The sequence below is a fragment of the Enterovibrio qingdaonensis genome (genome assembly GCF_028683135.1).
Classification (GTDB): domain Bacteria; phylum Pseudomonadota; class Gammaproteobacteria; order Enterobacterales; family Vibrionaceae; genus Enterovibrio; species Enterovibrio qingdaonensis.
On record NZ_JAJUBB010000002.1, the window covers coordinates 104,913 to 128,227 of the forward strand.

18 protein-coding genes and 1 tRNA gene are annotated in these 23,315 nt (G+C 46.8%); 12 read left to right on the forward strand and 7 right to left on the reverse strand.

Translation table 11 applies throughout. The annotated features are described in order from the left end of the window. Nucleotides 1-17: 17 nt before the first annotated feature. The 3 genes from LRP49_RS03425 to LRP49_RS03435 all read right to left on the reverse strand — a co-directional run bounded on the left by LRP49_RS03425 (nucleotide 18) and on the right by LRP49_RS03435 (nucleotide 3,489). Nucleotides 18-1,952 carry an alkaline phosphatase D family protein gene (locus LRP49_RS03425; protein WP_274140235.1) on the reverse strand — a complete coding sequence of 645 codons (1,935 nt, stop codon included), beginning with the start codon at nucleotides 1,950-1,952 and terminating at the stop codon, nucleotides 18-20. A 73-nt stretch (nucleotides 1,953-2,025) separates the two neighbouring features. After that, nucleotides 2,026-2,628, reverse strand: coding sequence for an SEL1-like repeat protein (locus LRP49_RS03430; RefSeq protein WP_274140237.1), 603 nt, complete (start codon nucleotides 2,626-2,628; stop codon nucleotides 2,026-2,028). A gap of 198 nt (nucleotides 2,629-2,826) precedes the next feature. Then, nucleotides 2,827-3,489: a hypothetical protein gene (locus LRP49_RS03435; RefSeq protein ID WP_274140239.1), complete on the reverse strand. Its 663-nt coding sequence runs from the start codon at nucleotides 3,487-3,489 to the stop codon at nucleotides 2,827-2,829. A gap of 219 nt (nucleotides 3,490-3,708) precedes the next feature. Here LRP49_RS03435 and LRP49_RS03440 point away from each other — a divergent pair, with 219 nt between their 5' ends. The 7 genes from LRP49_RS03440 to LRP49_RS03470 all read left to right on the forward strand — a co-directional run bounded on the left by LRP49_RS03440 (nucleotide 3,709) and on the right by LRP49_RS03470 (nucleotide 8,505). Continuing rightward, the gene (locus LRP49_RS03440) at nucleotides 3,709-4,680 is read left to right on the forward strand and encodes a Gfo/Idh/MocA family protein (protein WP_274140241.1); all 972 of its coding nucleotides are present in this window, start codon (nucleotides 3,709-3,711) and stop codon (nucleotides 4,678-4,680) included. 140 nt (nucleotides 4,681-4,820) lie between these two features. Next, nucleotides 4,821-4,896: transfer RNA gene (locus tag LRP49_RS03445), tRNA-Asn, on the forward strand. A 160-nt stretch (nucleotides 4,897-5,056) separates the two neighbouring features. Further along, nucleotides 5,057-5,353 carry a hypothetical protein gene (locus LRP49_RS03450; RefSeq protein ID WP_274140244.1) on the forward strand — a complete coding sequence of 99 codons (297 nt, stop codon included), beginning with the start codon at nucleotides 5,057-5,059 and terminating at the stop codon, nucleotides 5,351-5,353. Between the two features lie 24 nt (nucleotides 5,354-5,377). Further along, nucleotides 5,378-6,037 carry a zinc uptake protein ZrgA gene (gene zrgA / locus LRP49_RS03455; RefSeq protein WP_274140246.1) on the forward strand — a complete coding sequence of 220 codons (660 nt, stop codon included), beginning with the start codon at nucleotides 5,378-5,380 and terminating at the stop codon, nucleotides 6,035-6,037. A gap of 35 nt (nucleotides 6,038-6,072) precedes the next feature. Then, complete coding sequence (locus tag LRP49_RS03460) at nucleotides 6,073-6,768, forward strand: ATP-binding cassette domain-containing protein (protein WP_274140248.1); 696 nt, start codon at nucleotides 6,073-6,075, stop codon at nucleotides 6,766-6,768. After that, the gene (locus LRP49_RS03465; RefSeq protein ID WP_274140249.1) at nucleotides 6,765-8,021 is read left to right on the forward strand and encodes an ABC transporter permease; all 1,257 of its coding nucleotides are present in this window, start codon (nucleotides 6,765-6,767) and stop codon (nucleotides 8,019-8,021) included. Before LRP49_RS03460 ends, LRP49_RS03465 begins: the two co-directional genes overlap by 4 nt. A gap of 1 nt (nucleotide 8,022) precedes the next feature. Further along, on the forward strand, nucleotides 8,023-8,505 hold the full coding sequence (locus tag LRP49_RS03470; RefSeq protein WP_274140250.1) for a DUF3299 domain-containing protein: 483 nt from the start codon (nucleotides 8,023-8,025) through the stop codon (nucleotides 8,503-8,505). A 27-nt stretch (nucleotides 8,506-8,532) separates the two neighbouring features. Here the strand turns inward: LRP49_RS03470 and LRP49_RS03475 are convergent, their stop codons facing one another. Beyond that, nucleotides 8,533-9,414, reverse strand: a complete 882-nt coding sequence (locus LRP49_RS03475; RefSeq protein ID WP_274140251.1) for a LysR family transcriptional regulator — start codon at nucleotides 9,412-9,414, stop codon at nucleotides 8,533-8,535. Between the two features lie 96 nt (nucleotides 9,415-9,510). Between LRP49_RS03475 and LRP49_RS03480 the strand changes: the two genes are divergently transcribed. Next, a complete protein-coding gene (locus LRP49_RS03480; RefSeq protein ID WP_274140252.1) occupies nucleotides 9,511-10,875 on the forward strand; it encodes an MATE family efflux transporter in 1,365 nt (454 codons plus the stop codon). Nucleotides 10,876-10,916: 41 nt separating this feature from the next. On the opposite strand, the gene LRP49_RS03485 is transcribed toward LRP49_RS03480, so the two are convergent. Next, a complete protein-coding gene (locus tag LRP49_RS03485; RefSeq protein ID WP_274140253.1) occupies nucleotides 10,917-13,820 on the reverse strand; it encodes a methyl-accepting chemotaxis protein in 2,904 nt (967 codons plus the stop codon). A gap of 85 nt (nucleotides 13,821-13,905) precedes the next feature. Then, nucleotides 13,906-15,468 carry an ABC transporter substrate-binding protein gene (locus LRP49_RS03490; RefSeq protein ID WP_274140255.1) on the reverse strand — a complete coding sequence of 521 codons (1,563 nt, stop codon included), beginning with the start codon at nucleotides 15,466-15,468 and terminating at the stop codon, nucleotides 13,906-13,908. 525 nt (nucleotides 15,469-15,993) lie between these two features. Here LRP49_RS03490 and LRP49_RS03495 point away from each other — a divergent pair. The 3 genes from LRP49_RS03495 to LRP49_RS03505 all read left to right on the forward strand — a co-directional run bounded on the left by LRP49_RS03495 (nucleotide 15,994) and on the right by LRP49_RS03505 (nucleotide 21,347). Continuing rightward, on the forward strand, nucleotides 15,994-17,115 hold the full coding sequence (locus tag LRP49_RS03495; protein ID WP_274140257.1) for an efflux RND transporter periplasmic adaptor subunit: 1,122 nt from the start codon (nucleotides 15,994-15,996) through the stop codon (nucleotides 17,113-17,115). Nucleotides 17,116-17,120: 5 nt separating this feature from the next. Then, on the forward strand, nucleotides 17,121-20,270 hold the full coding sequence (locus LRP49_RS03500; RefSeq protein ID WP_274140259.1) for an efflux RND transporter permease subunit: 3,150 nt from the start codon (nucleotides 17,121-17,123) through the stop codon (nucleotides 20,268-20,270). Nucleotides 20,271-20,411: 141 nt separating this feature from the next. Continuing rightward, nucleotides 20,412-21,347, forward strand: a complete 936-nt coding sequence (locus tag LRP49_RS03505; RefSeq protein WP_274140261.1) for a CorA family divalent cation transporter — start codon at nucleotides 20,412-20,414, stop codon at nucleotides 21,345-21,347. Between the two features lie 84 nt (nucleotides 21,348-21,431). Here the strand turns inward: LRP49_RS03505 and rarD are convergent, their stop codons facing one another. Further along, the gene (gene rarD, locus LRP49_RS03510) at nucleotides 21,432-22,331 is read right to left on the reverse strand and encodes an EamA family transporter RarD (protein WP_274140262.1); all 900 of its coding nucleotides are present in this window, start codon (nucleotides 22,329-22,331) and stop codon (nucleotides 21,432-21,434) included. 468 nt (nucleotides 22,332-22,799) lie between these two features. Here rarD and LRP49_RS03515 point away from each other — a divergent pair, with 468 nt between their 5' ends. Beyond that, nucleotides 22,800-23,240 carry a hypothetical protein gene (locus LRP49_RS03515; protein WP_274140263.1) on the forward strand — a complete coding sequence of 147 codons (441 nt, stop codon included), beginning with the start codon at nucleotides 22,800-22,802 and terminating at the stop codon, nucleotides 23,238-23,240. Nucleotides 23,241-23,315 lie beyond the last annotated feature (75 nt).

Sequence of the window (23,315 nt, forward strand, 5' to 3'; positions counted from 1 at the left end):
TCAGCCGCCTATCGAAGTCAATCCTGTGGCAGGGATCCAAGGGACGTCTCTTCCTGCGTGTGTGGCGTGTTTTCAATAGGTAGAAACGTCACTTGCTCGCCATGACCTGTCAATAAACCGATGGCTGCAGGAGAGCCATCAAGGTTTAACCTTACTTCTCCGACAGCAGATGCATTCACGAGGTATTGCTTGCTGCCGTTGTCAGGCCTTCTTCGCTCAATACGCATGCGTTTACGGCGCGTAAATACATTTAAGGGGGATTCAGGCCAAAATAGCTTTCTATCAAACCATTCAAATACTGAAAGAAACGGCTCAGGGAATTGGTTACGAAAACCACTGCATGTGATTTGCCAAATTCTCGGACTGCCTTTTCGAAAACGTAATCGAATGTCATAGGCGAATGAGTAATGAACATCGCCAGAAAGGATGACAAAATTCTTCGGCGTTTTGGGGTGTTTGAAAATGTTGAGCAACGCATTCGCGGAACCTGGGTGGGCCATCCAGTTCTCAGAGTCTGTTGCCAACGGATGGCCAAAAAAGGTGACAATTCGTTGTAGCGTCTCTATAAATTTCACACCAAACATGGGGGCTGGAGACACGACCACGACGCCTTCATTGTTGAAAACGTCCTGTTGGAAGTCCATGAGTGATTCCCAATCCATCAATCCAGAAGGTTTGTTATCGCTGGATTCAGACCGCCATCGACGAGTACGCGTGTCGATGACCACAACTTTGGGTGTGGTCGGCACCGTGTAGTGCCATTGCTCAAAATGCTGTAGAAGCTGAGAGACGTGTGAAAAATTTTCTAAATCGGGGTGGCTAACAAAGCGACCGACGATGTCCATGAATTTGTCATCGAATGCCGCAGGGTCATTTCCCCAGCCTTGGCAGAGAAAATACCCAAGCATCCCGTTATTAATAACGGCTTGTGCGAGCGTGGAGCTGCTTATGCCTTTTTCCCACCCTACCGTGAGATTGAAGTCGTCTGTTATGTCATGGTCATCAAAAATCATATACGTTGGGATATGCGCCATTAACCGACGTACATGTGGCAAAGTAGCGCAAAACCGTTTCAACCCTTCGCTTTCGGCGTCCCATCGGGTTCGTAATTTGGCGTCAGTAAGGTCAAGCTCCAGTGCGGATGGAAGGGCCAATACTTGCCATAGTGCCGGTGACCAGACCAGCATATACATGACCACGAATTCATTGAAACTAATGAGGTGGTTATCTACCGTGCGCGAGCTAAAAACGGGTTCAGGGGCCGCTTTAAAAAAGCGTTTGATGAAACCGTGATTGACCTGTGTTTTAGGCAATATAGACGCACGGGAATAAAGAGGAGTGTTGTGCGTTGCGAGGTCGCTGCAGTGATTAATCACTTCACCGTCAAATGCTTGGTCGTGTAAGCCAAGTAACGCGATACTTTGGCGTATAGCATACATTAACGGTCCGCAGACATCATCGGCATATATTTGGTCACCACTCATGATCAGCATGTCAGCGCGTTGAGAGACATCGAGCTCGGCGTACTTTCTGTCTAACGCCGCCAGCGCATCTTCGCAATGGTGGTGCGGATGGCGACATGAACCGTGCGCAATATTGGTTGCTTTCGAAGAGATTGTGAAGGTAGGCCGCTTTTCCCCTGGATAAAGAAACTGCTCAAGATCTTCGATCAGCGATTTGTCACCCGATAGAATGTCATAGCTACAGGGGACGTCTACCGGCACGGCTCCTTCCGCTTTAAATTCAGCAAGGACAGCGTAGCATTGGTTCCCCAACTCGAGTTGGTGAGCATCTTTGAAAGGCTGGGAAAAAAACGGTTCGTCATCATCTGGGTGAAATACCGTAAAATCGGCCAACAGCGGCTCTGACGTTATCGCCCACAGACAAATTTCATTTTTCGTTGTACGTCTTAGAATCGGCCCCGCAAGGAAAAGGGGCAAAGAAGATGGCATGCGAATCTCTAATTTTTCTGTCTATACCATCACTTTACGTCCGAAAGCACACGAATTGTAGTGGGCAATGTGATTAATCAGTAAGATCGCTTGCTCGTACGTTGTCCTTGGTCGCTTTTTCTCGCCAATGCATGGCAATTTCACTTTCACCAATGGCATCTAATGCATCAGCGAGCAAACGTTGAGCCTGAAAGTGACCTTGTTTTGCTGAGAGTGTTAAAAAGTAGATGCCTTTCTCTGTGTCTTTATCAGTGATGAAGCCGTTATATAGCATGCTGCCCAGCGCATATTGCTCTACAGGGCTGTGGCATAAAGCGAGATCCAGTACCCATTTGAATTCGTCATAATCAACGCCGGTCGGCATTCGCTGATTGGTATAGATACTGCTTTCATCCAGTCGAGATGGTGTGAGTTCATTGCTGCAGAAATCAAGGTAAAGCGTTGATAACTCGAAGACAGTTTCGTTTTTTACGCCAGCTTCAAAATACGGCAATGCATGTTCGCAATACTGCCTAGGGTGTTTGCCTTTTTCTAACTGCTGCCAGCCAAGGAAAAAGTCGCTGTTAAGAAATGCATCAGAATAATTCTGAAGGGTAGGGCATTGTGTGTACTCATTTTTTACATCTTCAGTACAACCAACAGCAGAGAAGAGAACGACAGGAAGTAACCACTTCATATATCTTCCTTAAATCACTGGAGAAAATGTCAGTATAAAAACGGATGAATACGGAGGGACGTTGTCAAAACTGAGATTATCGTGAATGCTTCGATCGTCTCAAAAACTATGAATTCGATGCGAGGAAGAAAAAGCCCCATACGCAGTGCATGAGGCGTTTAAGGAAAGGCGGGTAATAGATTGCTGGTGACCTATATCCTATTTGCTCAATACGCGATGAGTCGCATCGTGGCAATGCTGCCCATGGTAGCAGTAGTCGTAAACATAACGCACAGACGCATAGAGAATGATGAAATAAGCCAGTAATTCTAACCCTTCTTCGGCTACATTTTTCGCGGTTCGGACATATCCATCAGTCAAAATGCTATGCCAAAGTTCACCCATCCCAAACAAGCGTGAAAACACGAGAAGAATGGCAAGGCCGAGACACAAAAATGTGAAATTTCGGTTTTTTACAAAGCGCGCAAAACTGTTCAACATCGCCAGTTTGTTGGTTAAGGCGTATATAAGCGCGGAAGAAGCGACAATAGCGGCGGGATAAACCCAGAAGCCGTGCCAAAAATTATCATCAAACCATTTGTCTAACTCTCTGATAAACAGACAAAGGAAGAAGCCAGCAACCAGTACGCCGAAATGGCGAAAATCGGGCTTTTTAACGGCAATTAACACGTAGCACGCTATGGTTGATAACAGGAGGACATTTTCTAAGTACTCCGTTAAAGACTGTTCAGAAAGGCCATTGTGAAGGACGTTGATGTCGATTTGGACAACAAGAACAGGCAAGGCAACCAAAAGTGCCAAAGAGAAAAAATGGCAGAGAGCTTTAAAGATAGTATTGCTTTGGTTGTTGCGAGACGGCATTGATGTACTCCCAAGAATCATTAACGCTTAAATTCAACAGACCTTTCATCCAAGAAATGCGTCACAGGGCCTATTCAATGCGTCCAAGCTGGGGGCTGATGAAAAAGTGGACTGGAGATGCTAGCGGAATGGTATATTTTCTTCTGTATCAAAAATGATATTTTGGCTAATTTTTCATTTACAGGCGCAGAGTCGGTGCAGCACACGAGGTATTAATGCATGGCGAATGAAACGGTTCGTTGGGGAATGATCGGATGTGGCAGTGTCACAGAAAGGAAAAGCGGTCCCGCATTTTGGCAAGCTGAAGGCTCATCACTCGAGATGGTGATGGCGAGACGTGAAGAGCAAGCCGAAGATTATTGCCAACGTCATCGGATCGCGCGTTACACATCAGATGCACAGGCGTTGATATCCGATCCAAATGTTGATGCAGTCTATGTCGCAACGCCGCCTAATAGTCACCTTGGGTATGCCTTAATGGCAGCAGAGGCCGGTAAACCGTGCGTGGTAGAAAAGCCAATGGCACTGAACACCAAAGAGTGTGACATCATGCTCTCCGCTTTTGAAAAAGCCGGCGTTCCCTTGTTTGTCGCCTATTATCGCCGTTCGTTACCGAGGTTTGCGGTAGTTCAGGAGTGGTTGACGGAAGGCCTTATTGGCAAGGTTAGGCATGTACACTGGACGTATCATCGAGCCCCCAATCCTGATGATGTAGCTGGAATGCCGAATTGGCGGGTTAACCCGGACATTGCGGGTGGTGGGTACTTTGTCGATTTGGCCAGCCATGGATTGAATTTGTTCCAACAATGGTTTGGCGACATTTCAGATGCAAAAGGCATCGCCGCTAACCAGCAGGGATACTATGAAGCGGAAGATGCAGTGTCAGCGTGTTTTTCATTTCAGTCCGGGGTGATGGGATCGGGTTACTGGAACTTTGCTGCGTCAGAAAGGGAGGATCGGGTTGAAATCATTGGTAGCGAGGGGAAGATCGTCTGCTCAGTCTTTGGTGAAGCGGCATTTACCTTGGAAGGCAAAACATCACTCGTTAGCAATATTGTTAATCCAGAAGCTGTTCAGCTTTATCACGTCGAAAATTTGATCGCACATTTGAAAGGCGGAAAAGCACACCCAAGCTTAGGGGGAAGCGGCAGAAATACGACATGGGCGATGGAGAAAATCTTAGCTGGCTAGGTGGATAGTGGCTGTTTGAATGCCATTTTTGATTGTAAATTGTTCAGTTGACAAGAAAAACACCGTTTTAGGCAAATTAGTGCTTGCAAGCACCCTGAGCATTCCATAATATCTGTTTCGTTCCTAGGAACACATGCAATTCCCCCTTAGTTCAGTCGGTAGAACGGCGGACTGTTAATCCGTATGTCGCAAGTTCAAGTCTTGCAGGGGGAGCCAAATTCTAAAGGCCTCGTCGAATGACGAGGCCTTTTTCATTTCTTAGACTTCGTTTTTCTTCTGAGTTATCAGCATTATCCTTTACTGCCTATAAGCCCTTCAAAATGAGAGGAATGTAATGTTATATTATAACATTACGGTCTTATCGAATTGATGGAACATGTCGACACTGCTTCGTAACATAATGCCACTATTGCTTGCCATATTGATCGGCTGGCAAGGCGTTGCGTTTGCGGAGCATAAAGGTTCCCACCATCACGAAACGTCTATTGACCACCACTGTGTGCTTTGTGCACTCGGTTTGCCTTCAACATCGCCGCCTACGTCTACACAAATCTTGCCGCTAATTGGGAATTTTGAAACGTTTGAGTATACGTTTTCCTCCTATTCACTTCGTAATCCTATCGCAAATGCGCGTGACCCTCCGAATAAACGAAATAATGTTTTCTATGGTTAACGTATTAATTTTTTTGGAGTATTTATGAAAAAAGTAGGATTAGTAGCCCTAAGTGCGATTTCTTTGGGTATGGCAGCGGTAGTGTCAGCAGAGGACACGTCTCATCGCCAGCATGATGCGCACCAACATGGTGTGGTTGAGTGGCACATTGCGCAGGATGGTGATTTGCTGATGGTAGAAATCACGGCACCAGGTGCAGATATCGTAGGCTTTGAACATGCACCAGAGAACAAAGAACAAGCGCACTTGATTCATGAAGCGGAAGAAAAGCTGGAAGCAGTCGCAGGCTTGTTTTCAATTAACAAATCAGCGGGCTGTAAGCTAAGTGAACACAATGTGACACAAACGCTGATGGAAGAGCACGATGAGCATGAGGGCCATGACCACAGTGAGCATGGTCATGATGAACATCATGACGACCACGATAGCCATGATAAACATCACGATGACCATGACAATCATGCAGGACATGAGCACCACGATGACCATGGAAAAGAGTCATCGCATGGCGAGTTTTCGGCGCAGTACACCTTTAATTGTCGTCACCCTTCTGAAATAAAGACGGTAACGACAGATTGGTTCGATACATTCGGTAATACTGAGAAGATTACCGTTCAGGCATTGACTGATAAAGGTGTGGTTGCTGGCGATCTTTCTCCTGCTGCACGTTCGTTTACATTCTGATTGGAGGCCTCTTAGTGAGGCCATTGTTTATCTTTATGATGCAAATTGAAAACTTGCGTTTCAGGTGGCCAGGTCAGGACGAGTGGCAAATTGATATCGCGAACGTTGCGGTTGGGAAAGGCGAAAAAGTGTTTCTCAAAGGTGCCAGCGGAAGTGGAAAGTCAACGCTGCTTAGCTTGGTTTCTGGCATTAATGTGGCGGAATCTGGTCAGTTGAGGATGTTAGATACCGATATTACCCAATTGAAAAACGCTGAACGAGATGCTTTCAGGGCCGATAATCTGGGCTATATCTTTCAACAGTTTAACTTGCTTCCTTATCTGTCAGTCATCGACAACGTCATTTTGCCATGCCGTTTTTCCTCATCTCGTGCCCAGAAAGCGGGAGGGAATATCGAAGGCGAGGCCAAAAGGCTCTTATTGGGATTGGCGCTGCCTGAAGCGTGCTTACATCAGCCAGTGACGTCGTTAAGTATCGGTCAGCAGCAACGTGCTGCGGCTGCAAGAGCCTTGATTGGAAAGCCTGCCTTGGTGTTGGCTGATGAGCCGACGTCAGCACTGGACTTTGATTCAAGAAATACGTTTGTTTCTTTGTTAATGAAAGAGTGTGAGAAGGCAGGGGCATCGTTGCTATTTGTGAGTCACGACCACTCACTGGAATCACATTTTGATCGCAGTGTCGCGTTGAGTGATATCAACGCTGCAAGCGGATTGGGAGTGGATGCGGCATGACCATTTTTAAATTGGCCATCCAAAGTCTCAAGAACCGAAAAGCCACCGCATTGCTTACTGTTTTCACTGTCGCGGTTTCAGTGGCGTTGTTGATTGGTGTCGAACGGGTGAGAACGCAAGCAAAAGACAGTTTTGCTAATACCATTTCAGGCACCGATCTCATCGTGGGGGCCCGTTCTGGGCAGGTGAACCTGTTGCTTTATTCTGTGTTTCGTATTGGGAATGCAACGAACAATATCGACTGGCGAAGTGCAGAGGACATCCAAAAACACCCTTCAGTTGCGTGGTCTATTCCGATTTCTTTAGGAGATTCACACCGAGGATTTCGTGTCTTGGGAACAACAGATGCCTATTTTGAGCATTACAAATACGGCAAAAAACAAGCTCTCACCTTTAAGGAAGGAAAACCTTTTGAGGGTTTGTTTGATACGGTTATTGGCTCAGAAGTCGCGAAGAAATTGGGTTATAAGCTGGGTGATCAGGTTGTTATTGCGCACGGTTTGGCAGACAGGAAATTCAGTCGACATGACAACCTACCCTTTGTGATCACTGGCATTCTTGCGCCAACAGGTACACCCGTGGATCGCAGTGTCCATGTCTCTCTTCCCGCGATTGAAGCGATTCATATAGGCTGGGAGAGTGGGGCAAACTTCGGTGCGAAAGTTAACGCAGAAGATATTGATGTGAGCTTGCTTCAGCCTAAGCAAATCACAGCAGTCTTAGTGGGATTGAAAAGCCGTATACAAACGTTTGCATTGCAGCGAACCATTAACGAATACAAAGCAGAGCCACTGACTGCGATTATGCCTGGCATCGCCTTGCATGAATTGTGGGGGTTGATGTCAGTAGCAGAGCAAGCACTGTTGGTAGTGTCAGGGTTTGTGGTGGTAGCGGGGTTGTTGGGCATGCTTTCGAGCTTGCTAACAAGCTTAAACGAAAGACGACGTGAAATGGCGATTCTACGGGCGGTAGGGGCCAGGCCGCTGCATGTATTCCTTTTGTTGGTAAGTGAAGCCTTACTTCTGACGCTATGTGGTATCGTGGCGGGTGTCGTAGTACTGTTTTTACTGGTAGAGATGGTATCCCCGTTTGTACTCAGCCAATATGGATTGCAACTTTCGTTCGGATTTTTGACCCAATATGAATGGATGCTATTAAGCATTGTGCTGGTGGCTGGATTTGTTGTTGGGTGTGTCCCGGCACTTCGTGCTTACCGTCAGTCTCTTTCTGACGGAATGACCATACGGATTTAATATGAAAAAATGGTTTTTATTACTGACCCTTTGTTTGCCGACATTGGTGCTTGCTGAAGATGCGCTGACATTGGATTGGATGGATTTGATCCCAGAATCAGAACGTAATCAATTTAATGATCGTGGTATGCCCGTGATCGATCATAACAATGATCAGCCATTGCAAAGTATGGTTGGCAAAGTTCGTCCTGAACTTAACAACAGTGAGGTGAGAATCCCGGGGTTTGTTATTCCTCTGGAAGGTGATGCGAATAGGGTGACCGAGTTTTTATTGGTCCCATTTTTTGGGGCATGCATTCATGTTCCCCCACCACCGCCGAATCAAATCGTCTACGTGAAGTTTGATAAAGGTGCCCCTGTTCAGGAGTTGTGGGACGTTGTTTATGTGGTAGGTACGCTGAAAACGCAAACTGTGTCTCACGACATTGCTCAGGCTGGCTATTTGCTTGAAGGTGTCAAATTACAGCCCTACGACGACGAATAATAGAAAAGCACCCATTGGGTGCTTTTTTTATGGCTCAGGAAACAGGGTCGTGAGTTTGCTATCAATCCACTGCATGACTTTGTCCCATCCTCTAGCCTTGCGTTTGATGGCACTCAACGTGAGCAATGGTGGGCTGGACAGTTCACTGGTCGAGAGGACTTTCACCGAGCCATCTACCCAGTCCATTTGTGCAATATGTTGAGGAACAAAGGCCCAACCAACGCCACGCATTACCATATTGGAGATGTAGAAATAGCTGTCTACGTACCAGTATCTTGGGGATATTGGCAATTCTCTTGATACACCTAAGCTGTCGACGATAGCGAGTTGGCGGTAGTTAACTAAATCGTCTTCTCTTGGGTGTTGAATCTTCGCGAGCGGGTGATCATTTGCTGCAATCAGTACTTGGTTGACCGTCGTTACGTCATACCAATCTAGTGTTTCTTTCATCGGCTTAACACGGAAGATGAAGCCAATGTCAGCGCGTTCATCCTTCACCCAGGTCGCGATGTCGTCTTGCGAACCATTAAGGATCGTGAGCTTAAGGTCAGGGAAGGTGTCTGCCAACATTTCAAATAGCATTTCGAAGGTCTGCATTGGCACCGCTTCATCGATCGCGACGGTGAAGGCAACAGGGTCACCTTCAGTCACTGCCATTGCTCGCGCATTCATGCGTTGGCATTGCTGCAATATGGCTTTGGCGTCGATCAGCATCTCCTGACCTGCCTCTGTCAAAACAGGGAGTTTTGCTGAGCGGTCAAAAAGCTCAAACCCTAAATCTATTTCAAGATTTGCAATGGCGGTGCTGACGCGAGACTGTGCCTTTCCCAATTTTCTTGCCGCAGCAGAGAAAGATCCGCTGTCCGCCGCTTCTACAAACGCTTTGAGCTGTTCAAGAGTCCACTGCATCGTTTCGTTACCTATCCGAATTTAGGATGATTATAATCTTTATTCTATCTGGAATCTGAAGATAATATCGCGAGATTTTTCTATACGACACTTTATATGCACACCCTTGATGTAAATCCTACTGCTTCAATAACCAAAACGTTTTGGCGTTTCACCATTCCCGCGATTGCAGCCATGATCGTAAACGGCCTGTATTACTTGGTTGACGGGATCTTTATTGGCCACTTCGTCGGTGCGGAAGGACTAGAAGCGATAAACATTGCGTGGCCTGTCATTTCAATCATTGGCGGCTCTGGCTTAATGATTGGAATGGGGGCGGGTAGCCTTATTTCTATCTATCGCGGGGAAGGGAAACTCGTGGCAGCACGCAAAGCTATGACAACGGGTTTATTGTTGACGGCGGTTTTTGGTGCATTGTCATCCATTTACATTCTTCTTTTTGGTAAAACTCTGGTTCATGTTCAGGGTGTTACGGGCCTCGCTGAAGGCTTTGCGAATGATTACCTGAGCGTTTTCATTTTTGGTTCGATCGCGACAGTCGCGGCGTCAGCCCTGCCGTTTCTTATTCGAAATGATGACAGTCCAATTGTTGCCACGAGCATGATGGTTGCAGGTGCTTTGACCAATATAGCAATGAACTATGTGTTTATTGGTGTGCTTGGCTGGGGGCTTGAAGGTGCAGCTATCGGTACTGTCGTCGCCCAACTAATGAGCATTGTCATGGCGTTGGGGTATTTGGTGTCAAAGCACTCCTACCTTGAGATATTTAAACACCCTCTACGAAGCAGCATTAGTGATGCCAAACAGACAGTGGTATTGGGTAGCTCTTCGCTTGCGATGTTCATGTACTACGGCGTGCTTGTGGCGTTTCACAACAAGCTGTTTGCTGAGTATGGCTCCAATGTCAGCGTCGCTGCGTTTGCCGTTGTTGGTTATTTAATGACGCTTTACTACGTAGTGGCAGAAGGCATTGCGGAAGGTATGCAGCCGCAAGTGAGCTTCTACCATGGCGCAAAGCAATACAATAACATCGTGAAAGTGGCAAAACTGGCGACAATCGTATCGTTAGCGGCCGGTGTTTTTTGGTTAGCCGTACTCAATGTGTTCCCAGATTTTGTCATTGGTATGTTTAATTCGGGTAACGATTCGCTGATTGAAGAAGCAACGACAGGTATTCGTATTCACCTCTCCGCAATGTACCTAGATGGATTGATTATATTGGCGTCAATGTACTTTTTATCGGTGGGCAAGGGAGGGACATCACTGGCGATTTCGTTGGGCAATATGTTCATTCAGCTGCCGTTCTTAGCCGTGATGCCAAAACTTTATGGACTAAATGGCGTTTGGATGTCTATGCCGTTATCTAACGTTGTATTGGCGTCGATTGTACTTCCTGTCATGTGGCATCATATTCTGAAACAGCGCAGTGCAACTCAAACACCTGATTTGGTACCCGCCTAATCAGAAAATTGAAGGGGAGCTGATGCTCCCCTTTTTTGTCGTTAAAACTCATCCCATTCAATTTCATCTTCCTCCGGAGGAGGAGCGCGACGCACTTTCTTTGCGCCGACTTTCTTCGTGCTTTTGGTGTTTTTGAAGACGGGAGACTTTATCGCTTCCGTCACTTCCGCAACGGTAAAGAACTCCATCATCACGCTCATGTCTTGAGACTGTGAAAGCATGCTTTCACCTGCTGTAGCAGCCTGTTCCACCAACGCGGCGTTTTGCTGCGTCATGGTGTCCATTCTCGCAATGGCGATATTGACCTGTTCGATGCCTGAGCTTTGTTCTTGTGCCGCTTCACTGATTTCAGCCATTTTAATGCCGACTTCTTCAACCATGTTGACGATTTCCTGCAGCGTATCGCCCGACTCACTCACGAGTTCAGCACCGTCTTCCACTTTTTTGTTTGTGTCGCGGATAAGTTCTTTGATCTCTTTTGCCGCTTCCGCAGAGCGCTGCGCCAGACTTCTTACTTCGCCTGCAACTACCGCAAAGCCGCGTCCTTGCTCGCCAGCACGGGCGGCTTCTACGGCCGCATTCAGAGCCAGCAAATTGGTTTGGAAAGCAATTTCATCAATCACACCAATTATGTCTGAGATCTTGTTACTGGCACCGCTGATTTGATCCATGGCGGTGATAGTGCGCATTACGACACTGCCGCCTTCACGGGCTTTCGATCGGGCTTCCTCACTTAACTTATTCGCGAGTACGGCATTATCAGCACTTTGTTTCACCGTATCTGTCATGCTTTCCATGCTCGCGGCGGTTTCTTGAAGCGATGTTGCCTGATCTTCTGTTCGTTGACTTAAGTCCCGATTACCCGAGGCTATTTCATTGGATGAATTAGATATTGTTGCGGAGGCACGACGGATATCGCTGATCACCTGCGTGAGTTTTTCGATGGTGGAATTGGTGTCTGATTTGAGTTGTCCGAATCGTCCTACATAGTTTTTCTCAATTCGCTCGGTCAGATCACCACTGGCCATTGCGCCTAAGATGCGTTGGACATCCGCCAACGCTGCATCTGTATTGGTTGTCAATGTATTGAGGCCTTGCGCGAGGTTAAGCAAGAACCCCTGCTTTCCTTCAAGTGACAGTTGTTTAGAGAAGTCACCTCGGGAAGCTGCGTCAACGACCCCATCAATATCTCGCTCTATCGCCACTTCTGCAGTTCGGTCTGTCCATTCAATCACAGAGCCAATCCGCTCTCCGTCATCATCAATAATGGCACTGACAGCGACGGCCATGATACGGCTACCTACGGGCAATTCGACGTGATGTGTACCGTGCAGGTGATCGAGGATATGCCGCTGATGATTCGGGTTTCTATGGAAGAAATCGATATTTTGACCGAGGATATTTTCGGGGTCAAAATTCGGAACAAGCGTGGCGAAATCCTCTCTGGCGTCTGACATGAGTTCCCTAGAAGAACGGTTCAGATAGATGATGTCGTAATTTCGGTCAGCAATCATCGTGTTAGTCGAGACATTATCAAGTGCTTGTCTGACACGGGCGTTTTCTTCTGCCTGACGTTTTGATTCGCACTCAAGGTTCGCTTTAATAGATTCAGACTCTTCGATGTTTTCTAGCGAAGTGTTTGTTGCTTGCTTAATAAGATGCAAATCACCACTGTATTCTGACTCAATTCGGTTACTGAAATCACCGTCTGCTAGGCCTTCCATTACCTTGCGAATTTCACCTATTGCGGCTTGCATACTGTCCATCAGTGTATTGAATGCACGGGCAGACTGACCGATTTCGTCATTACTCTTCACTTCTACGCGCGTTGAAAAATCGCTGTTCACCGCAACGTCTTTCAGTTGTTCAGTTAAGTCTTGAACCGGTTTGGTCACCGAGCGTGTTACCAGCAAGGCGACAATCGAAATAATGATGACCCCAACAACGAGAACAATGAGTACGAGGTTTTTTAAACTGCTGATGGAGTCGAACGCTTCAGCCTCATCAATTTCGGCAATGAGCGCCCAATTGTTGTCACCAAACTGAATCGGTGTATACGCTGAGAGCACGGGTATACCGCGATAATCGGGAATAATATCGAAAGCGGTCTTCCCAGCTAATGCGTTTTGAGATGCGGAAGTTTCTAACCTACCAATCTTTGGATTTTCAAATGAAGCGAGCACAGAGTGCGTTTCGGGAGCAAGGTAGGAGTCAGAACGCATCAGAAAATCGGGCCCAACCAGATAGGTTTCACCGGTTTCTCGCATACCTGTTCGCTGCAACATGATGCGGTTCATTTCATCAAATGAAAGCTCAAGCACGGCGACAGCAAGGGTATTTCCTATGAGATCTTTTATTGGGCTAGCGATAAAAGAAGCGGGCTTGTTGTCATTTGCTGCGTAACGTTGGTAGTCCTGCGAAGCGACATCCTGTGTTTTGAGTACCTTATTAAATACGGCAGCGAGTGGACTATTCTTCAACGCCCCGGTGTTGAGGTTCGCGCCAAGATCCCCTTTCTTATTTGCGGTATAAACGACCTGGCCTGAGTTAGCCTGGATAATGAATACGTCAGCGTAACCATACACGTGGACGTAATCGGAGAGCGTTTTTCCGTGCGTATCCCATATTTCTTTGTATTCGTAGGTGTCTATGAGAAATTCATCGTTGACGCCAATCTCTTCATCGACCGCATAAAACTGCATAAGCTTTTGAATTTGCTTTGCATCTTCACTTCCCGACAGTATTTGAACGTCATTGAAGGCACGAGCGAAATAGGTTTCAATTTGCGTTTTCTTCACTTCGCGCATACTGACGAGCTGTGCAAATGCTTGTTGTTGAAGGGCTTCGCTTGTTTTACTTAGGGCGAGGTATCCAACGACCATAATTGGCAGTACGCCGATAACTAGAAAAATAAGCAGCAGTTTTGACTTCAGTTTTCCAAACATTGTTCACCCTTATCGTCACGCATGTCAGAAAGGGTAGAGCCCTTCTGATACGTTAGTGTCAAAGCAAAAGGTAGAGCCAGAGTCTCTATTGCAGCGACCAGTGGTCTGGAGAGACTTCTATTTCCCACAGTGGCATGTTCGCCATACGGTAGGGGGAATAACTGACGTTTTTATTCACGGCCAATACTTTGTTGGGCGTAGGGACAAATAGCATGTACCCGCTGTTATAAACATGTCTCATGATTTTTTCAGATACTACGTCGAACTCTGGCGTACCGACTGACTCGCGGAACATATCTTCGATATAGCCATCGAGTTGGCTGTCAGGAAAAATGGTGCTCCAATAATTATGCGTACGGTAAACGAGGAAGGCTGACCAAGGATGGTTGTAGTACCAGTCGTCGTCCCCCCAAACCAGCAAGTCCCATTCTTTAGTGTTTTTCTTTGCATTGGTGCTGAGAAGCTGGCCAAACACATCTTTTTCACTCGATGTGATATCGAAGTTGAGTTTTACCCCGACCTTGCGGAGGTCGCGATCAATTCCCTTCCAGATGTGCATGAATCGGTCTTGGGTATAAACGTTGAGCTCCAACCCATTAAGGGTCTTTTTCAAATCCTCGCGGATTGATTTGGGGTCTTGTACTTCAGAATAGGCTTTCAGGTTCTTAACGACTTTGTCTACGCCAGGGTAAAGCGGAGCCGCCAGAGTAGGACTGATTTGTCCTTCCCCGTTGTAATATTTATTGAGCAATCTGCGCTGATCGATGGCTTTGTTCAGAGCCACACGAACATCTTTGTCCAGTAGCTTTTCATTGCCCGTGCGCATATTGATATGAATGGCGATGTTGTCTGTAGACGGTGCGGTGACCAGCTTAGAGTACCGAGATGAGGCGACGCGATCCTTTTCTGAAACAGGGATTGGCATTATGTCGAGCTCACCTTCTCTGTCTAGGGCCATTTCAATCGCGACGTTACTGTCTAGCTCTGTATAAACCGTCACTTTTTCAATTTTTGGGTATTCAGGGTTCCAGTAATTAGGGTTGGCAACCAATACTGCTTTGGGCGTTTGTCGATCCCCTTCGATATAGCCTTCCTTCAGAATGTAAGGTCCTAAGCCGTAAGGACCAGCTTCAGCCAAGTTGGGGCAGGTCGGCTTACCATTCCAACCGAACTTTTCTAAATACGGACGCGTGTAGAACTGAATCCAAATGGCATCGTTGAGAAACTGCCCGTACTTCTCTTTAAGGTGAAACCTTACCGTGTAGTCATCCACTTTTTCTGCGTAATCAAAAACGGAATCGATTTTCGTGAACAGGAATGGGGCCTTTTTGAAATAGTTCATATTCATCAAAACCGCATCGGCATTGAAGGGAGAGCCATCTTGAAATTTGACGCCACGACGTAGATCAAACTCGTAGGTTGTGTCGTCAACTTTGCGGTGTGAGACCGCCATGTCGTACTCCCAGCCTTGTTCATTGTTGGCAGGTTTTAGCAAAGCAGCATTGATTGAGTGGGAAATATAGATATAGGGAAGACTCGGAATAAAAACTTTTAGGTGCGAACCTTTAACTGCTTGCGCAGACGCAAGCATTGGGACAAACAGGATCAGTGATAGCAGCATTTGAGTGATTAATTTTACAGCCTTCATATCGTCTACCTTGATACACGCTTCTTGTTGTTAATTTTCTGTTTATTCAGGGCTTAACTAAGAAAAGTGTAGTTAACCATTGGCGCATTTTTTAGGCGCATGACATGTACGTGAAACAATGTGCGTGCATAACACTGATTAGTAAAAGAAAATATTTTTTTGATGATGGTTTGTCTGCATAACGGAATGCGAACGGCGTACAAGTCGGTAGTCAGGGGCTTACCAGTATCAGATACAGCAGGTTAGGCATTAAGTCTTCGTTTGTTCAGCTTCTTTTCGCGACTGTTATTGAATGGTTTCCAAGAGGCCGAATTTTATAACGTTGTACAGCTAACAGAAAGGAATCCCATGCATACTAGCTGCGATCATGCGGTAAGTGGGTTTGGGTGTCTGATATTTGCTCAACGCTCTGAAAGTGCAAACAAATCTTTTCGTCGCTAGGTCAATATATACGAACTTTTATCGCCCTTTTTTGTTCCTACTGCGTTTAGCTCGAAGCTTCGTGTTTTAGGGAAGGAGAACACCATGATTAACCGGAAGTTAATGCTTCCTGCGCTTATTAGCGCCGTTCTATTAGCTGGTTGCGGAAACGATCAAGCACCTCAAAATAAATCTTTTGTTCCTCTTGTCAGCATTCAGGCTGCAGAAGTGATTGACTATCAGCCTATTCAAACGTTCGTTGGACGTACAGAAGCGGTTGAAGATGTGGGTATCGTTCCTCAAGTTTCTGGCTACTTGAAAATGCGTTATTTCAAGGAAGGGCAGTTGGTCGAAAAAGGTCAATTGCTTTATAAAATCGACCCTTCGCTATATGAAGCAAAAGTAGCCAGTGCTCAAGCTGCCGTTTCTCAAGCAGAAGCGGGTCTTCACAATGCAAACCTAGATTACGCGCGTGGCCAAGATTTGTTGCCACGTGGGGGTATCAGCCAGTCTGAGTTTGACCGACTGACAGCGGTTAAACTGCAAGCAGAGGCATTGGTGAAATCCGCAGATGCACAATTAAAAGCCGCTGAACTTGATTTGTCTCATACCACGATTGTTGCGCCGTTCACCGGACGAATCAGTGAGAGCAATGCAAGTTTGGGTGATCTGGTTTCGCCCTCTACAGGCACTTTGACGACCATCGTAAGTTTGGACCCAATGCAAGCGTCATTCTCTATGAGTGAAAAGCAGCGCTTGGAAATGGGGGCAGACTTGGTATCTGGCAGTGGTAAAGGCCGCGGTGGCGCGGTTGAAGTGTATCTGCGTTTAGGTAAAGGCTACGACTACGACCACGTTGGTAACATTGATTACCTCGGTAACCGTATCGACATAAAAACGGGCACCATTGGTTTACGCGCAAGCTTCCCTAACCCAGAGCATCGCTTGCTACCCGGTCAATATGTTGAAGTTATCGTAAAAGATAAAAAGCCACTACCAAGCATCGTTATTCCACGCCTATCAGTTCAAACTGATTTAGAAGGCGATTTTGTCATGGTGCTGAAAGATGGCAATAAGGTTGAACGCCGTAATGTGATTCTGGGTGAGCAAACCGACGATGGGATCATCGTTCGCAAGGGCCTGAATGAAAATGAACAGGTACTTACCAAGGGCTTACAACGCGTGCGCAATGGCATGACAGTTCGCCTTCAAGGTGAAGGGGCGTAACGCATATGCTGAGTCGTTTCTTTATCCAGCGACCTAAGTTCGCGTTGGTTATCTCAATTATTCTGACCTTGGCGGGTGCTATCGCAATGATGAACCTGCCGGTAGCGGAATACCCTCGAATTAGTCCTCCGTCCGTCAATGTTTCTGCACTTTATTCAGGTGCGAGTGCTGAAGTTGTTGAGCAAGCACTGGCTGACCCGATAGAGACATCGGTCAACGGCGTAGAAAACATGATTTACATGTCTTCTAAAAGTGCCAATGACGGTTCTTACAGCCTGAATGTAACCTTTGATATCGGTACCGACCCCGATATGGCTCAGGTTAACGTTCAAAACCGTGTTGCTCAGATCGAGTCAAAACTTCCGCCAGAAGTTCGTCAGGTGGGTGTGACGGTTAAAAAGCGTTCGCCAGACCTCTTGATGGTACTGAACTTCTACTCTCCAGAAGGGAAGTATGATGACCAGTTCCTTGTTAACTACATCAATTTGAATATCAAAGATCAGTTAGCGCGCGTAAAAGGCATCAGTGAGGTTAACGTTGTGGGTGGTGGTGAATACGCGATGCGTGTTTGGCTAAACCCAGAAAAAATGGCAAACCTAGGTATCACGACGTCTGACGTGCGCTCTGTGTTGGCAGAGCAGAACGTGCAGGTTGCGGCGGGTGATATTGGTGCACCGCCGTTCAACAGCGTTCAAGAGATGACATTTAAGCTAGTAACACAAGGCCGTCTTGGCTCGGTGGAAGAGTTTGAAAACGTCGTTGTTCGCGCAAATGCCGACGGCACCATGGTTTACCTGAAAGACATCGCGGATATTTCTCTCGGTCGTAAGTTCTACTCCGGTAATGGTAAGTATCGAGACCGCCCAGCGTCTATCGTGATCCTGAACCTGCAATCTGATGCGAACGCATTGGAAAGCGGTGGCTTGATCATGGAGCGTTTGGAGGACCTGTCGCACAACTTCCCAGAAGGCTTGGCCTATGAGGCAAGCTACGACACAACCCTGTTTGTATCTGAGTCTATAAAGGGCGTAGCCAAAACGTTAATCGAAGCGGTAATTTTGGTTATTGCGGTTACCTACCTATTCTTGGGCAGTTTCCGCTCCACACTGATCCCAGTTGTCGCGATTCCAGTGTCGTTAATTGGTACCTTTGCCATCATGTTGGCGGCAGGGTTTACCATCAACACGGTGACACTATTTGGTTTGATCCTTGCTATCGGTATCGTGGTAGATGACGCTATCCTCGTTATTGAAAACGTCGATACCAATATGGAAAAAGACCCCTCATTGACGCCAAGGCAAGCCACCTTAATTGCAATGAAGGAAGTGACGGGACCTATCATTACGTCAACATTGGTACTGTTCGCCGTGTTTCTTCCGGTGGCAATGTTGCCGGGGATTACAGGGATCATGTACAGCCAGTTTGCACTGACGATTTGTATCTCTGTACTTCTGTCCGCAATCAATGCTTTGACCCTATCTCCTGCACTGTGCACCTTGGTGTTAAAACAAGGCAGTGATAACCATGCACGTTGGTTCAAAACCTTTAATAAAGGCTTAGAAGCCGTCACAAACAAATACGGTTCTGCAGCAGGGTTCCTTGTTCGCAAGACGCTGGTTTTGGGGGCCTTATTTGTTATCGCAGTGGGCGCAGCAGGTTACTTTGCTAAAACCACATCGACCGGTTTTGTACCGCAGGAAGATAAAGGTGTGCTTCTGGTAAACATTCAGTTACCTGATGCCGCATCTTTGTCTCGTACGGAAGAAGTAACCCGCAAGTTGACTCAGATAGTGACCAGCGAGCCGGGTGTTGAAGCTGCAACCGTTGCGAATGGTTTTGCGTTCTTGACTGGCGCAGCGGCATCGAATGGTGCATCCATGTTTATCAAGCTAAAGGATTGGGAAACCCGTCAAGAGCTTGAAGGGAAGCACGACGCATTCTCCATCACTAACCGTATCAACGGTGCTGCGGCAATGCAGCTTCCAGAAGCGGTTGTGTTTGCAATGGGACCGCCAGCGGTACCGGGCATGGGTGCGGCATCGGGCTTTGAGTTTGTACTGGAAGATACCTTGGGTCGCAGCCGAAGTGATTTGGCAATGCTGATGCAGCAGATCATGGTAAAAGCGAATGAACAGCCAGAAATTGGGCGAACGTTCAGCACCTTCCGTGCCAATGTTCCGCACTTCTACATTGATGTAGACCGTGAAAAAGCGAAGCAGTTGGGCATCCCGCTCTCTGAAATCTTTACCACGCTGCAAGGTAATCTTGCGGGCATGTACATTAACGACTTCTCGCTGTTCGGTAAGAACTACCGCGTGACTATTCAAGCGGACGCAGACTACCGCAATGATCTGGATTCGTTGGGTCGCTTCCATGTTCGTTCAACAACAGGCGATATGATCCCGCTCAGCACCTTGATCGATGTTGAACAAGTGTTTGAGCCTGATGTCGCATGGCGTTACAACATGTATCGTTCAGCGGTAATCCAAGGCTCACCAGCTCCAGGCTATTCGTCGGGTGATGCGATTGCTGCCATGGAACGTGTTGCAGCCGAAATGCTGCCACAAGGCTACCAGTTCGAGTGGACCGGTATGGCTTATCAGGAGAAGCAAGCAGGCAATCTGGCAATCTACGCGTTTGCGATGGCTCTTGTCTTTATCTACCTGTTTATGGTGGCGCAGTATGAGAGTTGGAGTATCCCACTGGCGATCATACTTGTGGTTCCAGTCGCGACCTTGGGCTCGTTTATTGCACTTGCGATGACGGGAACACCGTTGAACCTGTATGCACAGATAGGTCTGGTTCTACTCATTGCGCTAGCAGCGAAAAACGCCATCCTTATCGTTGAGTTTGGCAAGTATGAGCGTGAAGAGAAACTGCTCTCTATCAATGACGCTGCGGTTGAAGGCGGTAAGCTTCGCTTCCGCGCTGTGAACATGACATCTTGGTCGTTCATTCTCGGTATCTTGCCACTGATTTTCGCAAGTGGTGCAGGCCACATCAGCCAGAACTCTTTGGGTATTTCCCTGACGGGTGGTCTGCTGTTCGTGTTGCTCGCAGGTACCTTCTTGATCCCTGGCTTCTTCGCGATGATTCAACGCCTTCGCGAGAAACACCACGGTGGTTCAACCAAGTTGGTTGAGTTGGATGACTAGCTAACAATGAAGTGAGAAAGGGTGCCAGGAGGCACCCTTTTTTTGTCTCGTCTTCGCGGCAAACACCGCTTTAGGTTGGATTTATTCGTCGTTTTCTACCATGTTAGCTTCCATAGCGACTGACGGACACAGAGGCGGAACATGAGCGACTTTATTGTATCAAGTTGGGATTTTTCATCGGGTACGGCACAACAACATGACCTGAAGCCCGTACATATCAAAAAAGGAAACTGGTTTCATTGCCAACGCGATGGTGAAGGGGGGCGGGAGTGGTTGGCTCAAAATCAAATTCCTGAGGCCATCATCGATTCCTTATTGGCGGATGACACACGACCTCGATTTGAGCAGTTTAGCGATGATTGCTTCCTGATCATCTTGCGCAGTATCAACATGAATGAAGGCTCGGATCCGGACGATATGATGAGTTTGAGAATTCTTTGGTTTAACGGCGCAATGATTTCAACCCGAAAAGTCCCGTCAAAGGCCGTTTCGACACTGATCGAAAAGCTGGAAACTGGAGAGGGACCCAAAGATTTACCTTCCCTACTTATGGGGATGTTCAGCGGCGTAAATGAGATAATTTCTGACTTTCTCGACCCGGTGGAAGACACCATTGATGAGCTAGATGACGAATCGACGATTACGCCGCAAGAGCTGAATCAACTCTATTCTCGGTTGCTGCGGTTACGTCGTTATTTGAAGCCGCAAGGCTATGCGTTTGATGATCTTATTAACGCCCGCTTACCTGTATTGAAACAGCAAAAGAATCACGTAAAGAACTGCTTGGACACCATCTCTCGCATCAATGAATCGATTGAATTTTACATCGACCAAATCAACCTCTATCAAGCCAGCTTAAATCAAAAACAATCAGAGGTGATGAACAGAAATACGTATTTGTTTTCGGTAGTGGCCGGTATTTTCCTGCCAGCAGGTTTTTTCACGGGGCTGCTTGGTGTGAACATCGGCGGAATGCCAGGTATTAATAATCCGTTGGCATTTACGGCTTTCTGTATTGCGCTTTTAGTGGTTATTGCTTTGGAGGTTTTGTTGCTGAAGCGGATGAGGTTTATATGAACGCAGGTATTTAGTGTCACGAGTTGGGCGGGGAGATTGCGGCCAGTCGAGAGCGTTCTCTGAACTGACCGCTGAATGGCGTGTTTAGTGCTGTGGTAAATCTGGCTTCGGTTTCACTCTTACCAAACTCTCAAGGATAGTAATTGCGAGGCCTAGCCAAATCAGGCCAAAACTCACCGTTTTCACACTGTCGAACGCTTCACCAAACACGATAACCGCAAGCAAAAATTGAAGGCTAGGTTCGATGTATTGCATCAGGCCAACCATCGACATCTTCGCGTGCTTAACTGCTTCTGAGAAGAAAAACAAAGGCAGCAAGGTAATGGGTGCCGAGCCGATATAAAGCAGCAGTGTTGTGGTGTCACCTGACATTGCTTGGCTGGTGCCTGTCGCCATTTTATAGGCGAGGTAAATAGCTGCAAATGGAAGAAGAACAATGGCTTCGACGAACAAGCTCGAAATCGCGTCGTATTTTACGTAACGCTTACTCCAGCCATACATCGCAAAAAATACCGCCATCAGAATTGCGGCGACGGGAATTTCGCCGTACTGCCAGATCTGGTAACTCAGCCCTAACGCACCAAAAACGACAGCGGCGTATTGGCCCAATGAGAGTTTTTCTTTGAAAGCGATAACACCCAAAGCGATAACAAGCAGTGGATTGATGAAAAACCCTAGACTCGCATCAAGCACACGATCATTGGTCATCGCCCAAGTAAAGGCAGTCCAAGAAATACACATGGCGATAGACGCAATCGTGGCGAAGAAAAAGGACTTTTTATCCGCAACCAAAGTTTGCCAGTTTGGAGAATGTCCCTTTCTCAACTGCAACAAAATGATGAGGAACGGCACGGAAGCCGCAATCCTGAACGCCAAAAGCTCGCCCATGGCCGCATCTGGCAGAAATTGATAATAAAGTGGTAGCGAGCCCCAAAGAACGAAGGCGATCGCCGCCATCACGTTGCCATAACGTGTCGGATTCATCGAGTAATACCTGAGAGAAAAAGCGGTGGAGGATGCGCGATTGTATAGCGAATGGGCCAATTGTAAAGTGATAAACCTAGGATAAAATCAATCAGCTTCTTCAGAGATATGCTAGGGTAATAAAACATGAGTTTCATTGTTGTTATTTTGTCTTTAACTCATTGCCAATAAAGAATTTGTTTATTTTAAGAGGCGCAAATTAAAGTCTCTGAAAAACAGTGTTAACTTTGCCTAAATATGGGTTTTGTTACAAGTTTGTGTGCTTTTTTGTGTCTAATTTTTTCGGGCGAGAGTGCTGAACTAAAGTACTGATGAAAAGTGAGAGAGTTGTTTTGATATATACCCAAACAACTAGCCGTTATCTGTTAAAGTGAGTCCTCTATAGGAAATTGCGTAACACATTGATTTCGTGCTGAAGTTCCAAATTTTCTATACATGAGTCCACGTTAGATACACATAGGGAAAAGAATGAAATGGATTGAAATGCAGCCGCACTTAGACACGCATGACGTGGCGATAGTGGTAGGGCCGCATCGTTCGGGAAAAACGGAGTTCATTGTTCAACAATACGGTGATCATGAGATCTCTATTGACGTTAACAAGGCGAGCAAAGCATACAGTGGTGGAAACCCCGCAATCACGGAAGAAGAGTGGGCAGAAATTGCGTCGCGAGACTGCCCTTTTATCACCGCGATTGATGCGCACACGTTGCGAAGCGATGACCTTTTTCTGCTTATCGATCTTGCTTCGAAAACGAAAAAGAAACTTTATATGACCTGCTTTGATATTGAGGCGATCCCGTTTGCGGAAGTCATGGCACTTATCTGCCAAAATCAGCAGTCATTGGTGAAAATTGAAATGCTGGAAAGCGGGGACGTTTACGCTTGGTCCCTAGTTGGTAATAGTTAAGTTGCAGGCACGATAAAAGACAGGTACGACAAAAAGAATGGTGGCTCAGGCTTTAGCACCTGAGCCGATTTTGGA

Bases quoted from the DNA above. Each gene is read 5' to 3' on its own strand.
- LRP49_RS03485 (WP_274140253.1), bottom strand. From the start codon at position 13,820: ATGTTTGGAAAACTGAAGTCAAAACTGCTGCTTATTTTTCTAGTTATC.
- LRP49_RS03480 (WP_274140252.1), top strand. From the start codon at position 9,511: ATGCACACCCTTGATGTAAATCCTACTGCTTCAATAACCAAAACGTTT.
- LRP49_RS03500 (WP_274140259.1), top strand. From the start codon at position 17,121: ATGCTGAGTCGTTTCTTTATCCAGCGACCTAAGTTCGCGTTGGTTATC.
- LRP49_RS03425 (WP_274140235.1), bottom strand. From the start codon at position 1,952: ATGCCATCTTCTTTGCCCCTTTTCCTTGCGGGGCCGATTCTAAGACGT.
- LRP49_RS03450 (WP_274140244.1), top strand. From the start codon at position 5,057: ATGTCGACACTGCTTCGTAACATAATGCCACTATTGCTTGCCATATTG.
- LRP49_RS03505 (WP_274140261.1), top strand. From the start codon at position 20,412: ATGAGCGACTTTATTGTATCAAGTTGGGATTTTTCATCGGGTACGGCA.
- zrgA (WP_274140246.1), top strand. From the start codon at position 5,378: ATGAAAAAAGTAGGATTAGTAGCCCTAAGTGCGATTTCTTTGGGTATG.
- LRP49_RS03490 (WP_274140255.1), bottom strand. From the start codon at position 15,468: ATGAAGGCTGTAAAATTAATCACTCAAATGCTGCTATCACTGATCCTG.
- LRP49_RS03515 (WP_274140263.1), top strand. From the start codon at position 22,800: ATGAAATGGATTGAAATGCAGCCGCACTTAGACACGCATGACGTGGCG.
- LRP49_RS03475 (WP_274140251.1), bottom strand. From the start codon at position 9,414: ATGCAGTGGACTCTTGAACAGCTCAAAGCGTTTGTAGAAGCGGCGGAC.
- LRP49_RS03470 (WP_274140250.1), top strand. From the start codon at position 8,023: ATGAAAAAATGGTTTTTATTACTGACCCTTTGTTTGCCGACATTGGTG.
- LRP49_RS03465 (WP_274140249.1), top strand. From the start codon at position 6,765: ATGACCATTTTTAAATTGGCCATCCAAAGTCTCAAGAACCGAAAAGCC.
- LRP49_RS03430 (WP_274140237.1), bottom strand. From the start codon at position 2,628: ATGAAGTGGTTACTTCCTGTCGTTCTCTTCTCTGCTGTTGGTTGTACT.
- LRP49_RS03495 (WP_274140257.1), top strand. From the start codon at position 15,994: ATGATTAACCGGAAGTTAATGCTTCCTGCGCTTATTAGCGCCGTTCTA.
- rarD (WP_274140262.1), bottom strand. From the start codon at position 22,331: ATGAATCCGACACGTTATGGCAACGTGATGGCGGCGATCGCCTTCGTT.
- LRP49_RS03440 (WP_274140241.1), top strand. From the start codon at position 3,709: ATGGCGAATGAAACGGTTCGTTGGGGAATGATCGGATGTGGCAGTGTC.
- LRP49_RS03460 (WP_274140248.1), top strand. From the start codon at position 6,073: ATGATGCAAATTGAAAACTTGCGTTTCAGGTGGCCAGGTCAGGACGAG.
- LRP49_RS03435 (WP_274140239.1), bottom strand. From the start codon at position 3,489: ATGCCGTCTCGCAACAACCAAAGCAATACTATCTTTAAAGCTCTCTGC.